Origin of the sequence: Desulfocapsa sulfexigens DSM 10523 (assembly GCF_000341395.1) — a bacterium.
GTDB lineage: Bacteria > Desulfobacterota > Desulfobulbia > Desulfobulbales > Desulfocapsaceae > Desulfocapsa > Desulfocapsa sulfexigens.
In genome coordinates this window covers 3,644,352-3,657,467 of the sequence record NC_020304.1, presented here as the reverse complement: position 1 = coordinate 3,657,467, position 13,116 = coordinate 3,644,352, and the positions used below count along the sequence as shown (strand labels likewise).

The window sequence follows — 13,116 nt, the reverse complement described above, 5'->3', positions numbered from 1 at the left end:
TAGAGAGAGGAAAAGAAGAAGATGAAGCTAAACAGACGATCATTCATTAAGTCAGCCGCAGCCAGCAGTGCCATTGCAGCTGCCGGATCAATTTTCCCTGGTATTAGTTTTGCTGGTTGGCAGAAACAGGAAGATGCATCGGGTAAAATAACCTGGCAAAAAGCTCCCTGCCGTTTTTGCGGCACAGGGTGCGGTGTATTGGTCGGTGTGTCCGGAGACCGTGCCGTTGCAGTTAAAGGTGATCCAAATTGCAGTGTAAATAAAGGGTTATGTTGCGTGAAAGGATTTCATTCCGTTCAGGCTCTGTATGGCAAAGACCGCATTAAAAAAGCCCAGATTCGCAAGAATGGGAAAATGGTTGAAGTTCCCATTTCTGAAGCACTGGATGTCATTGCCGACAAGGTCAAGGAAACCATTGCAAAGCACGGTAAAGATTCAGTTGCCATGTATGGTTCAGGCCAATGGACCATTCCGGATGGCTATGTGGCCTCCAAGCTCTTCAAGGGCTGCCTCGGCACCAACAATGTTGAAGCTAATGCCAGGCTTTGTATGTCGAGCGCTGTAACCGGTTTTATGACTTCCTTTGGTATTGATGAACCTATGGGCTGTTATGAAGACATTGAGCACGCTGATGTTTTTGTTACCTGGGGTAATAATATGGCGGAAATGCATCCTGTTCTTTTTTCCAGGATGCTGGCCAGCCGTAAGCGCAAAAACAATGTCACTATTATCGACTTTGCCACCCGTACCACCAGAACCAGCCAGGCGGCCGACAAATCGATTCTCTTCAAACCCAGCACAGATCTTGCTGTTGCCAATGCCATCTGTTACGAAATCATCCGTAACAACTGGGTAAACTGGGATTTCGTCAACAAGCATACCACCTTTCATAAAGGCAAAACCAATATCGGCTATGGCACTGAAGATCATTTCAGTTTCACGGATGCACCTGAAAATATCACTTTTGAAGAGTACAAGACGTTCTTGCAGGACTATACACCTGAAAAGGCGGAAAAAATCTCCGGGGTATCTGCCAAAGATATAAAATACCTAGCATCCCTGTACGGTGACCCTACCAAGAAAGTCACCTCTTTTTGGTGTATGGGAATGAACCAGCATGTGCGGGGAACCTGGATCCAGAACCTCGTTTACAATATCCATCTGCTCACCGGCAAGATATCTACCCCCGGCAACAGTCCCTTCTCTCTCACTGGCCAACCCAGTGCCTGTGGCACTGTCCGCGAAGTAGGAACTCTGACCCACGCCTTACCTCATGGGGTCGTTACGAATGAGCACGACAGGGAAATGGCTGCCAGGATCTGGGATGTGCCGGTAACAAATATCGATCCCAAGCCCACCTATCATACGGTGGAGATGTTCCGCGCCCTGGATCGTGGCGACATCAAGTTTATGTGGATACAGGTGACCAACCCTATGATTACCATGCCAAATCTGAATCGGTATCGTAATGGCGTTTTGAAAGATGAACGCTTTATCGTTGTTTCAGAAGTCTATCCCACTCCGACCACTGATGTCGCCGATGTCATTCTGCCGGCAACCATGTGGATTGAGCAGGAGGGTATGTTTGGTAACGCTGAACGTCGTACTGCTCATTTTGACCGGATTGTTCCGGGCCCTGGCGACACCATGTCCGATACCTGGCAGCTTATCGAGGTTGCCAGGAGACTTGGTTTCCAGAAGCAGTTCCCCTGGAGTGAAGATGAGTATATCGGTAAAATATGGGAGGAGTACAGGCTCTTCCATGATGGCCCGAAACACAACATGGCCCCCTATAAGGTGCTGAGAGAACGCCCCGGAGTACAATGGCCTTTTGTCAACGGCAAGGAGACTCGCTGGCGCTTTAACACCCAGCATGATCCCGCCTGCAAGCCGGGAACAGAATTTGATTTCTACGGCAGAAAAGACGGAAAAGCATGGATATGGGCCCGACCCTATGAGCCTGCCGCTGAATCACCGGACAATGAATACAATTTCTGGCTCAATACCGGCCGGGTCATCGAGCACTGGCATACCGGGTCCATGACCCGGCGGATTCCTGTTCTCCATAATGCCATGCCTGAATCCTATGTGGAAATGAACCCCGAGGATGCAGCTGATATAGGTGTGGTGAACGGCGAAAAGGTGAAAATTATTTCACGGCGAGGCTCGGTGACCATGAAAGCTTCCATAAACGGGCGCGGTGTGCCTCCCCGGGGTACGGTCTTTGTGCCGTTTTTTGATGAATCCTACAAGATTAACGAATTGACCCTGGATGCTTTTTGCCCGATATCAAAGCAGCCTGATTATAAAAAATGTGCAGTCCGTCTGGAGAAAGCATAATGAAAAAAGCAGATACAGTACTCGGCAGAGTTGTTACAGGTTTTGCCGCTATCTGCTTAACCGGAGCCTCTCTGGTGCTGTATGCAAATGCAGCGCCTGGTATTGCCCAGGGCTTTGATTCAGACGGCGAAAAAATCTTCAACAGGTTTAACGAAACTCCACTGCCTGCCATGACCGGGACAGACGGCAAGCGAACCTTAAATACGTATTACCAACTCCGTCAGTATCCCGGTTCACCGCCGCGGGTTCCCCATGATGTCCCGACCTCTTTTTCCGGGGACACCCTGAAATGCCTCTCCTGCCACGGCAAAGGAGGATACGACATCACTCAGGAAGCCTATGCTCCCGTTACGCCTCATCCTGAATATGAGAATTGTTTTCAATGCCATGTTCCACGGTTGACTGAGGAGCTTTTTGTGGAAACCGACTGGCAGTCAATAAATCCTCCTCCGCTGGGAAGGTCTGAGATGGGTGGATCACCACCACCGATTATCCACAGTCTGCAGCTCAGGGAAGACTGTATTGCCTGTCATACAGGCAATGCCGCAGTGGCAGAGATTCGGGTTGAGCACGCCTCCCGCGGCAATTGCCGACAATGTCATGTGCCCATGATAGCTACCGAACCCAGAGAAGAATTTATCAGAAACAACTAATCAGAACGAGAACAGTTATGAAAAAAATATTTTTGCGTTCTAGCCTGTTTTTTCTTTTGCTGGGAACGTTCCTTCTTTCATGTCCGTTTGTTATGGCTTCTGAAAATTCTGTGATGGACCGCATTAATGCCGCAGAAGAGCCATTTAATAACATGAAAATTGAAACAGCCTATGAACTGCCGGTTAAGACGGTTCGTGCAAAAGAATCCTACCAGGGAGGTACTTTTAGAGTACTTGCCCGCAAGGATTCCATAACAAAGTTTCGATGCAGCGTCTGCCATACTGAGAAGAATGTGCTGATAAGAGACGGTGCTCTTTTTACCCATAGTGATATCGAAATCAACCACGGAAGGGGAGGCGACAAGCTGTCTTGTATAGAATGTCACGATGAAAACGACCGAGATTCTCTTTCTGATGCCGAGGGCAAGAAGATAGATTTTGATCACAGTTATCAACTCTGTGGTCAGTGTCATTTTCGCCAGAAGCGTGACTGGTTAGGCGGCGCTCATGGTAAACGTGAGGCATACTGGGCTGGTGAAAGGGTGGTGCGCAATTGTACAAGTTGTCATAGTCCACATTCCCCTGCCTTTGAAAAAAAAATGCCGGTGACATACTCGCTGCCATTAGACAAGTAGGGGGGGGTATGAATTCCAGCAAAAAAAAAGAAGGGATGATGAAACCAGAAAACGGTGAAAAGAAAATCAGCCGTAGATCTTTCATAAAGGGTCTGTCCATTGCCGCTGCAGCTGGTTCGGCAGGACTTGTGACCGGAGGTTGCGGATCGCTTGGAAATACCGAAGAAATGGGACTCAAGTGGGAAGAGTATTTTAAAAAGAATTACAGGCTGATGAGTCAGAAAGAAAAAGATGAAACCGTTGCCCGCCTTGTAAGACTTGCCAAAATGAAGGACGACAGAGACATTCAAATGTCAAACGCAGAGCCACGTGAAAATGTCCTTTACGGCTATGCCTTTAATATCTCCCGTTGCAAGGGCTATATGGATTGCGTTGAGGCATGTGTTCAAGAAAACAATCTTGACCGTAAATCAAAGACCCAATATATCCGTCTTTTTGAAATGGATTCCGGTCAACTTGATCCAACTTCAGGAGATGGGAAATATCATCATGAAGTGCCGGTTGCTGATAAGTTTTACATGGGAGTCCAATGCTACCATTGTGAAAATGCCCCGTGTATTAAAGCCTGCCCGACCAAAGCTACCTGGCGAGAACCGGATGGCATCGTTGTTGTGGATTACGACTGGTGTATCGGTTGCCGCTATTGCCTGGCAGCTTGTCCATATTGGGGGCGCCGTTTTAACTGGGGTACGCCTGAAGTGCCGGAAGAGGAGATAAATAGAAAACAGCATTATCTCGGTAATCGCATGCGGATGAAAGGCGTCATGGAAAAATGCACTTTTTGCGTGCAGAGAACCCGTCAGGGCAAGCTGCCGGCCTGTGCCGAGGCCTGTCCAACAGGTTCCAGGGTTTTTGGCAATCTTCTTGATCCAGACAGCGAAATCCGTTTTGTCCTGAAAAACAAGAAGGTTTTCCGCTTTAAGGAAGAATTGGGGACTGATCCAAAATTCTGGTATTTCATGGATTGACAACAACGGGTTAAAAGAGACAAAAAATGTCTGTACGAAGAGACGCTAAGGAAAAAACGATGACTACGAACCCCAATCAAGGACGTTCATTTATCTCGGACTGTATGCGATGGTCGCTGTCCGGGGGGATAGGTTTCAAAATTTACATTATTGCTCTACTTGCAGTTATGGCCGTGGGTGCATTTTCCTATACCAGGCAGTTTCAGGAAGGCCTCATTATCACCGGTATGTCGGATATTGTCAGTTGGGGCCTTTATATCTCCAACTTTACTTTTTTTGTTGGTGTTGCGGCGGCTGCAGTCATGCTGATCCTGCCAGCTTATATGCTGAAAGATAAAGATCTGCATGAAGTCGTTATTATAGGTGAATGTGTCGCTGTCGGTGCTCTGGTCATGTGCCTGATGTTTATCACTGTGGATATGGGCGGGCCGTTGAAGGTGTGGCACATGATTCCTGGAATAGGCCTGTTTAACTGGCCTTCATCTATTCTTACCTGGGATATGCTTGTTTTGAATGGTTATTTAGCTTTAAACAGCCTGGTACCTCTCTACATTCTTTATTGCAACTATCATAACAGAGAACCTGTCGGCTGGAAGTATAAACCCTTTGTTTTCCTGTCCATCTTCTGGGCTGTTTCCATCCACATGACCACAGCTTTTCTCTACCAGGGATTGCCGGCTCGCCCTTTCTGGAACAACCCATTGCTCGGTCCGCGCTTTCTGGCTTCGGCATTTGCTGCAGGCCCTGCGGTAATTATGGTGGTGCTCATTGCCATAAAACAGAACACGAAATATTCGGTTGACGAACAGATTTTCTTAAAATTAAAAAGAATCATCGTTGTTTCGGCAGTCATTAATCTGCTGATGCTTTTTTCTGAAGTATTTAAGGAATTCTATACATTTACCCATCACAGCCTTTCGGCTCAATACCTTTTCTTCGGGCTTGAAGGACACAATTCTCTTGTGCCATGGATATGGACGGCTATTAGTCTAAACATTATAGGGACACTGCTTTTTGCCTTTGATCCGACTAAAGGCAATCCCCGTTACCTCATGGTAGCAGCGATAAGCCTGTTCACCGGTATCTGGATTGAAAAAGGTTTTGGTCTTATTATCCCTGGTTTTGTGCCATCGCCAATGGGTGAGGTTGTTGATTACGCCCCGACCAGTAATGAGATTCTTATTACTCTGGGAGTTTTGGCTACAGGTGCTTTGGTGGTGACTATGCTCATAAAACCTGCTCTTGCTGTTCTTCTCAAATACAAAGAAGCGAAAGCTAAAATATTGAAGTAGCTACCTGTGACTGTGCAAAAGCCATTGATTCCTGTCGGGTTGACGCAATAGATATAAAAAAAACATTTGTAAGCTAACTAAAAAAAGGACTGATTATGGGAACAACAAAAAACTCCCCACTCTCTTCTTTACCTGAAAGATTGGCCATTTCCGATGAAGATATATATAAGGCGATGAAGGAAATTTCGGGCTACCTTGATATCACGACAGGAGATTTCAAAGAGCTTTATCAACACTCATACCATCATGCCATAGAACGACTGAGCCATTCCATATGTGCCAGGGATATCATGAGTCGAAATGTGGTGAGCGTCACTGAGACTACCCCACTGTTAGAAGTAGCAAACCGGATGGCAGATGCTTCTATCTCTGGTGTGCCAGTAATGGATGATAATAAAAAAGTGGTAGGTATTGTCTCAGAACAAGACTTTCTCAAGGGACTGAACAATGGCTGTAAATCTTTTATGGCTGTTGTCGCCAGATGTCTTCAAGGACTGGGAGGTGTTGATTTTTCTATTTCTATGGGGATGGCAGGGGATATTATGACTCGACCGCCTGTTACGATCAAAGAAAACACCCCGTTGGTTGAAATTACCGAAATAATGTCAAAAAACAAGATAAACCGGCTCCCTGTGCTTGATCAAGAAGAAAAGGTGGTTGTGGGTATTGTGTCCAGGGACGATCTTGTCCGCGCTCAACTTTTGTAAGAGGAAAAAACGTAAAATGACTTACTTTCAAAAAATGAAGGGGATAACCAAAAGCCCCCCCCGACCGAGACTATCCGAAATATGTTGGTCATGGTTCGGGGCCTTTCTGGGGATAGCAGCAGTTGCCCTCCTCCATTATAATTTTTTCCCTGAAAGCGATTTCATAATGATAATCGGTTCCTTTGGTGCTTCCGCGGTGCTCATTTATGGGGCTATCAAAAGCCCTTTGGCCCAGCCTCGTAATCTTTTGGGTGGCCATATTTTGTCGGCTATAATAGGGGTCTTTTGCTACCAGACATTCCATGGTGAGATGTGGTTAGCTGCAGCCTTTGCTGTGGCTACAGCTATTGCTGTTATGCACGCAACCTGTACTCTGCATCCGCCGGGAGGTGCCACCGCCCTGATTGCAGTTATCGGAAGCGATAACATCCATGCCTTAGGATACTTTTATGTCCTAGTACCTGTGGCATCGGGAGCTGTGGTCATGCTTATCATCGCTCTGCTGGTTAATAATATATCAAGAATCAGGCAATATCCGGAATTCTGGTTCTAAAGTACTGGAGATCCGTACGTCGACTATCTCGGCCGCGATAGTAAGCTCATAAGTTTCCCTGCATTCATAAACTTTCGCTCAGTAGTTTGTGTGATTTTACTGAATCTTTATGAGTATCACCCATATTGCCCTCAGTTTGGTCAGAGTGAGGAGCGGATCAATGAGTTTGCTCAGCCATCATGTTAAAATAACGGTTTAAGTATGCAATCTCATCCTTCCTGTGACTGATCTTCACTGCAGCCAGTCCGGTTACCGAAAGGGAATCAGTTAAAGGCTGAACCTGATTGTGTTCAACTCATTTTTCAACTCACCATAAGGGCCGATTGGAGCCTTGTATTCACAAATATTATGGAGGAAAAATATGACACGCAAGATCCCTAAAAAAACACTGATATTGACCATGGTACTCATGGTAGCAGCACCAGTATGGGCAGTTACTGATTATTCAAGCAAAACTAATGAAGAACTAAACAGCTCGCGAGGTACTATGCAAAAGGCAAGCGAGGAAGAGCGAAATGCTTTCCGTGCAGAATGCCAGCAGTATAGTAGACGGCCAGCCAATGCAATGGAAGATGGAAGCGGTACAAAACAAAGGCGTGGTGGTAGCCGAAAACGCTAAACCCTATGGTCATGTGGTTACAATTTTTCTGAGTTGGCGGTAGTTGACATTGAAACTTATAGCCTCCTCTTTGTTTTTCGAATATGGATGAGAGTGCCCTCCGTTGCATAAATAAGCAGGCCACACCATACCAGTGCAAAGCCAATCATCTGTTCTCGGGGGAAAGGTTCATTATAAACAAAGAGTCCAATGCTCAGTTGTAGTGTTGGGGCAAGGTATTGGACAACTCCAAGTGTTGAAAGTTGAATTTTCTGTGCAGCATAGCCAAAGAAAAGGAGTGGCATAGTGGTGACGATTCCGGTACCGATCAATAGAATTTTGCCATCAATACTCTGCTTCACAAAATCAAACTCTCCTTGAATGGTCAGGTAAAGCAGGAACAGAAATGCCGGGAGAAAGAGGAGAGAAGTCTCGAGACAGAGCCCTTCCAGAGAGGGGATACTTGCAGTTTTACGCAGTAAACCATAAAAACCGAAGGTCACTGCGAGGACAATGGCGATCCATGGGAACTGGCCATAACCGAAGGTGAGATAGCATACCCCGGCAAATGCAAAAAAAACAGCAACCCACTGTGGCACTCGGAGGCGTTCTCTAAGGAAAAGGACTCCCAGCAGGACATTGATCAATGGGTTTATATAGTATCCAAGGCTGGATTCAACGATATAGTTGTTGTTTACTGCCCATATGTATAGAAGCCAGTTTGTCGAGAGCAGAAGCGAGGTGAGGGCAAAACGCAGTAAAATTTTCCTGTTCTTGAGAACTGTGCGGAGCTTGCCGACTTTTCCCCACATGACCAAAAGCAGTAGGGTTACAAGTGTTGACCAGGTGATGCGGTGACATATAATCTCCAGGGGAATAGCGGAAGAGAGTGCCTTCCAGTAGAGAGGAAGCAGACCCCATATTGTGAAGGCTCCCAATGCTGCAAAAAGCCCTTTGTTGTTTGATGTCATTTATTTTTCAGAAAGCCTTTTTTTCGTTTTGATTAGGAGGGGGATTTTATGTGTAATTTACCAGTAGTAAAGTATTTCAAGTTTTATGAAATCGTCTCTGGCAAAGCTGAATGCGGGATCCTGACTATCCATATTAACAAAGAAAGAAGCATCCAGGTTGAGTCGGACTGATTCACCGATTCGACGACTGGCTTCCACAGCAATAGTTGTGGAGCCTGAAGGGATGTCACGGATGGCTCCAAGCAGGATATTGGAGTCATCCATATCGTTTACTGCCAGGCGCAGACCAGCCATAAGGTCATTTTCATAGATGGTGGGTAACCAGCCATCGTCACGATCATCATAGACATATTCCCCGATGAGTCCAAGATCCATCATAGTATCTGCAATTCCAACAAGGGTGTATTCAAATCCAAAGGTGGTGGCACCGTATGATCTGCTCTGACCGCTGCGATAATATGCCTCTGCCTTGAACAGCCACTCTCCGGCAACCATTTGAAGATCAAGGCCAATCTGACCAATCTGTTCATAGTAGGGATACAATACAGGAGTCCCAGAGTTGTCCTGTGAAAATAACAGTACAGGATCACGTGCTGTACCATTGAAGTAGTAGATACCAAAATCTGCTACATCACCAAGTATTGTAGAATAGCGCATGGCAAGATCGGTGTGATGCTCTTCAGCGCCGCTTTCATATTGGGTCTGGTCCGCGTCAACGGGAAGAGGAGTTCGGACTCTTCCTTTCTCACCAGGAAAGGTTCGTTCTCTGAACCATGTGAGAACAAAGGCTTCGATAACGCCCCAGTCACGAGGAACAGTGAGGTGTACCATGGGCTGCCCGAGTTTCTCTTCGCCATCCGGTGCTTCAACCTGATCGGTCTGATTGATGATGTCAACCAGGTGGACAAACTCCGTGGCACCCCAGAAAACCCGTCCCAGCCCAAAAGTGATCTCCCAGTTGTCGGTAAAGTAGAGAACTTCAGCGAGCCGCAGGTCCCCGTGAGTCCTCTCCCTGTCTTCACTGTCAATACGGTAAAAGGCATCCACCGTGAATTGGAAATTATCAGCTGCTTCATGGTGCAGCTGGAGGTTCCCGGCAACGGATGCGAATTGCTTTTCCTGGTGTGGCCAGGCTCCATTTTCAAGAAAGAGAAATCCCTGAGCGGAAAGATCTCCTCTGGCTTCAAATCCAGCAGCATGGGATGGCAACAGAAGCAGAGTCAGAACAAGGTAACTCAAGACACCTGGAATCATCATTCGAATTGCGTTAGCGGACACGTTTCAGGCTGGTGGAGTTGAAGTCATTGTCTGTGAGTCCGGTACGGAATAAATAATTTTCCCATACCAGTGTGGTTGATTTCCCGGTTTGATGGTTCACCATGTTCATGCTCTCTGGGCGCCAGTATCTGTCAAGATACTGGCGATATCCATTCACTGTCAGTGTTTTTAAAAGACTGTTTTTACGATCGTAAAATTCGACTTTCTGCAGACGATATTCCGCCTTGTCAACCCATGAAACACGTTTGGTGTAGCCGGAATTTTTGGTATCTACGGGATAACTTTCGCCAACAAAACAGAGTTGCCCCTGATATTCTTCTTCCCGGAGATGTTTATAGGTGAATTTTTCAGGTTCCTGGCTGGCAATATCTTCGTAAGCAAATTCGCTGCCCATAAATGATCCTGACTTGTTGCGGGAGTTTATTCTTTTGACCCGCTTAAGAGCAGGAAGATACAACCATTGCTCGTCATCTCCGATTTTATGAGAAAAACTGAGGAATGCGGTTCCCTTTACATCGCGTGGGGTGTCGAAAATGGAAAGGCTTTTATCACCATCTCCCGGTACCTCAAGTGTTTTGCTGCGAATGAGTCGTTTACTTTCCTTGCCATGTCGGTTTTTAAGAGTCATCGTCATGTCTGCAGTGTAATCACCAAAACCATTATCGCGCCGATCAGCCTCCATAGCAATAGCCAGCCCTTTTTCCTCGGCAGTTTCACAGGAGGCGGTGGAGATGAGAAAACACTGAGATAAAAGAAGAACAGTGAACAGACCATACATCGAAAGGGGGTTGAGAAGAATCATCTGGTACTCTCCAGTTTTAAGAGGAGTGTTGGGAGAAAGAAGAAATCGAGAATTATGGCGAAAATAATGGTTATTGTCGTCATCAAACCCATATGGGCATTGATTTGGAATCCGGAGAAGGAAAGCACACCAAAGCCGCCGACCAGGGCCAGGGTAGTAACCCAGATTGCGGATCCTACGGTGTTAAAAGCGTATCTCACAGCATCTTCAGCATCCATGCCATGTTCTTTCCTGGCACGTTGATATTTTGAAATAAAATGAACGGTATCATCAACAACAATACCAAGAGTCATGGCTATCATAACTGAGACGGCTAGGCCGACTTGTCCGACCATATGTCCCCAGACACCAAAGGCCATAAAAGCAGGAGTGAGGTTAGGTATCAGGCTTAAAATGCCAAGTTTTATATCACGTAATGCCACGATCATGATAAGCGAAATAAGAATCAGAGCAATAACGGAACCTTTCAGCATGGAATCGATATTTCGCTTTGAGATGAAGGAGAATATAATGGAAAGCCCGGATCCATAAGTTGTCATGGAAGGAGCGTTGATATCAAGCCATTCACGGCCGCGGCGCTCAAGGTCAAGAATTGCAGCTGTCCCGATATTTGGAGTGGCAACGGTCATTCGGATAGCAGATTTATCCACATTGATACGATTGTTGAGATCAAGACCGAAAGGCAGGTTCATCTCGTAGAGAAGCAAATATTGAGCAGCAAGATCCCTTTCCTGAGGAAGTTTATACCATGCCGGATCATCGCCGTGCATGTTCTGATTGAGACGTTTCATAATATCAGTGATGGTATAAACGTGCCTGACTTCTGGTTGAGCACGAAACCAGTTGGCAAAAGCATCGACTGTTTCCAGGTATTTGGGGTCATTGATGCCGCCTTCTTCTCCGGAATTGAGGTTCCAGTCTATGATTTCAAGTCCTGCCAAGTGTTCCGCTGCAAAATCAGATGCCACTCTAAAGGGATAGCTGGTATCAAAATATTTTATAAATTCGTCGTTGAGATAAATTTTTGACATTCCGCTGCTGGTGAAAAGAATCATCGCTATCATAAACCAGAAAACAGGGGTGCGGCGCCTGATAACAAATTCAGCCAGGAGGCCAAATATCCTGTGTTGTTCTGATCTGTTTTGTCTGGTGCGCAACGGAAGGACGGCCAGAAGTGCTGGCATAAAGAAAATTGAGTAGATAAGAGCTGCCATAACGCCCATGGCCACAATATTTCCAAGATCTCTGAAGGGTGGCGCATCGGAAAAATTCATGGTCAGAAAGCCTATTGCTGTACTGACGCTCGTTATCACTACAGGTTTTAAGTTTACCCTGATGGACTCTTTGATTGCAGCAGTTTTTACTGTACCCTTTCTCATCTGGTGAAAAATGGTAACCAGTATATGAATGGAGTCAGCCACCGCAAGGGTCAGGATGATAATTGGCGCGTTGGCAGAGGCTGGTGTTATCACGATTCCCATCCACCCGGCAAGACCAAGACCAGTGATGGTAGACAGTATGATGATAAGCAGAGTGGCCACTGTTGCCATGATTGAACGAAGGGAAATAACAATGAGAAAGAGCAGGAGCCCAAACATGACGGGGATAAGTGTTCGCATGTCTTTTGCAGGAGCATCGCCAAAGGCTGAATCTATCATGACACCGCCAGTGAGATAGATGTCGAGAAATGGATAGGTGTCCTTCATAAGTCGATGGAGATTCAGGGCCGCATCATTGATCTCCTGCAGGTCATAACTGCCATCGTCTGGCTTGATTATATTAACATTGATTGCGGTAACACTACCCTTTTTGTCAATCATGCTGGTGAGAAGCATGGGTTGAGCGAGGGCAGTCTTCTTTATTGCTGCGATCTCTGCATCGGTAAGGGATTCAGCACCTGCTATAAGGTCTGAAACCATAAGGTCATCTTCAAAAGCCCTGGTGTGCTGGTAGTTACTCAAAGAGTTGACCCGGCTTGAGAAGGGAAGGCGCCAGGACTGTTCGGTGAGGAATTCTACGGCTTGAAGAGTCTCTCTTTCAAATATGTTTCCTGACTTTGGAGCAATAAGATAAAGGACATTTTCCACCTTGGTGTAGGTTTTTTCCAGTGCCTCCAAAGCTTGCAGTTGAGGGTTTTCCTCGGAGAAAAACATTCGTGAGTCGTTGGAGAAGGTGAGGAAACGTATACCGTTTGCAGACAGGAGAGCAGAACCGAGAAGACCAAGGACAAACAGCCAGCGGTACCGGATGACCATATCTCCAATCCAGTTTTCGATTTTCCGCATATGTAGTCCTGTTTTCTGGCGGAGATGTTGCGAT

Annotated in this window: 12 protein-coding genes; 8 read left to right on the top strand and 4 right to left on the bottom strand. The window is 46.3% G+C overall.

Translation table 11 applies throughout. The features are described from left to right. Positions 1-21 precede the first annotated feature (21 nt). The 8 genes from UWK_RS16310 to UWK_RS19160 all read left to right on the top strand — a co-directional run bounded on the left by UWK_RS16310 (position 22) and on the right by UWK_RS19160 (position 7,767). Positions 22-2,340: a molybdopterin-dependent oxidoreductase gene (locus UWK_RS16310; RefSeq protein ID WP_015405499.1), complete on the top strand. Its 2,319-nt coding sequence runs from the start codon at positions 22-24 to the stop codon at positions 2,338-2,340. Continuing rightward, the gene (locus UWK_RS16305; protein WP_015405498.1) at positions 2,340-2,993 is read left to right on the top strand and encodes a nitrate reductase cytochrome c-type subunit; all 654 of its coding nucleotides are present in this window, start codon (positions 2,340-2,342) and stop codon (positions 2,991-2,993) included. Before UWK_RS16310 ends, UWK_RS16305 begins: the two co-directional genes overlap by 1 nt. Before the next feature lie 17 nt (positions 2,994-3,010). Next, positions 3,011-3,628, top strand: coding sequence for a hypothetical protein (locus UWK_RS18795; protein ID WP_015405497.1), 618 nt, complete (start codon positions 3,011-3,013; stop codon positions 3,626-3,628). 8 nt (positions 3,629-3,636) lie between these two features. Beyond that, the gene (locus UWK_RS16295; protein ID WP_015405496.1) at positions 3,637-4,596 is read left to right on the top strand and encodes a 4Fe-4S dicluster domain-containing protein; all 960 of its coding nucleotides are present in this window, start codon (positions 3,637-3,639) and stop codon (positions 4,594-4,596) included. Between the two features lie 26 nt (positions 4,597-4,622). Continuing rightward, complete coding sequence (gene dsrP / locus UWK_RS16290) at positions 4,623-5,888, top strand: sulfate reduction electron transfer complex DsrMKJOP subunit DsrP (RefSeq protein WP_015405495.1); 1,266 nt, start codon at positions 4,623-4,625, stop codon at positions 5,886-5,888. A gap of 95 nt (positions 5,889-5,983) precedes the next feature. Continuing rightward, entirely contained in the window at positions 5,984-6,595 is a 612-nt protein-coding gene (locus UWK_RS16285; protein ID WP_015405494.1) for a CBS domain-containing protein, read from the top strand. A 16-nt stretch (positions 6,596-6,611) separates the two neighbouring features. Next, positions 6,612-7,148, top strand: coding sequence for an HPP family protein (locus UWK_RS16280; RefSeq protein ID WP_015405493.1), 537 nt, complete (start codon positions 6,612-6,614; stop codon positions 7,146-7,148). Positions 7,149-7,509: 361 nt separating this feature from the next. Then, entirely contained in the window at positions 7,510-7,767 is a 258-nt protein-coding gene (locus UWK_RS19160; RefSeq protein ID WP_015405492.1) for a hypothetical protein, read from the top strand. 56 nt (positions 7,768-7,823) lie between these two features. Here UWK_RS19160 and rarD read toward each other — a convergent pair whose 3' ends face one another. Genes rarD through UWK_RS16260 form a run of 4 tightly spaced genes read right to left on the bottom strand, consistent with a single transcriptional unit; the run spans position 7,824 to position 13,082 of the window. Then, positions 7,824-8,717, bottom strand: coding sequence for an EamA family transporter RarD (rarD, locus tag UWK_RS16275; RefSeq protein WP_015405491.1), 894 nt, complete (start codon positions 8,715-8,717; stop codon positions 7,824-7,826). Positions 8,718-8,774: 57 nt separating this feature from the next. Next, the gene (locus tag UWK_RS16270; protein ID WP_015405490.1) at positions 8,775-9,974 is read right to left on the bottom strand and encodes a hypothetical protein; all 1,200 of its coding nucleotides are present in this window, start codon (positions 9,972-9,974) and stop codon (positions 8,775-8,777) included. A gap of 10 nt (positions 9,975-9,984) precedes the next feature. Next, positions 9,985-10,797, bottom strand: coding sequence for an outer membrane lipoprotein-sorting protein (locus tag UWK_RS16265; RefSeq protein WP_015405489.1), 813 nt, complete (start codon positions 10,795-10,797; stop codon positions 9,985-9,987). Next, positions 10,794-13,082, bottom strand: coding sequence for an efflux RND transporter permease subunit (locus UWK_RS16260; protein WP_015405488.1), 2,289 nt, complete (start codon positions 13,080-13,082; stop codon positions 10,794-10,796). Before UWK_RS16260 ends, UWK_RS16265 begins: the two co-directional genes overlap by 4 nt. Positions 13,083-13,116 lie beyond the last annotated feature (34 nt).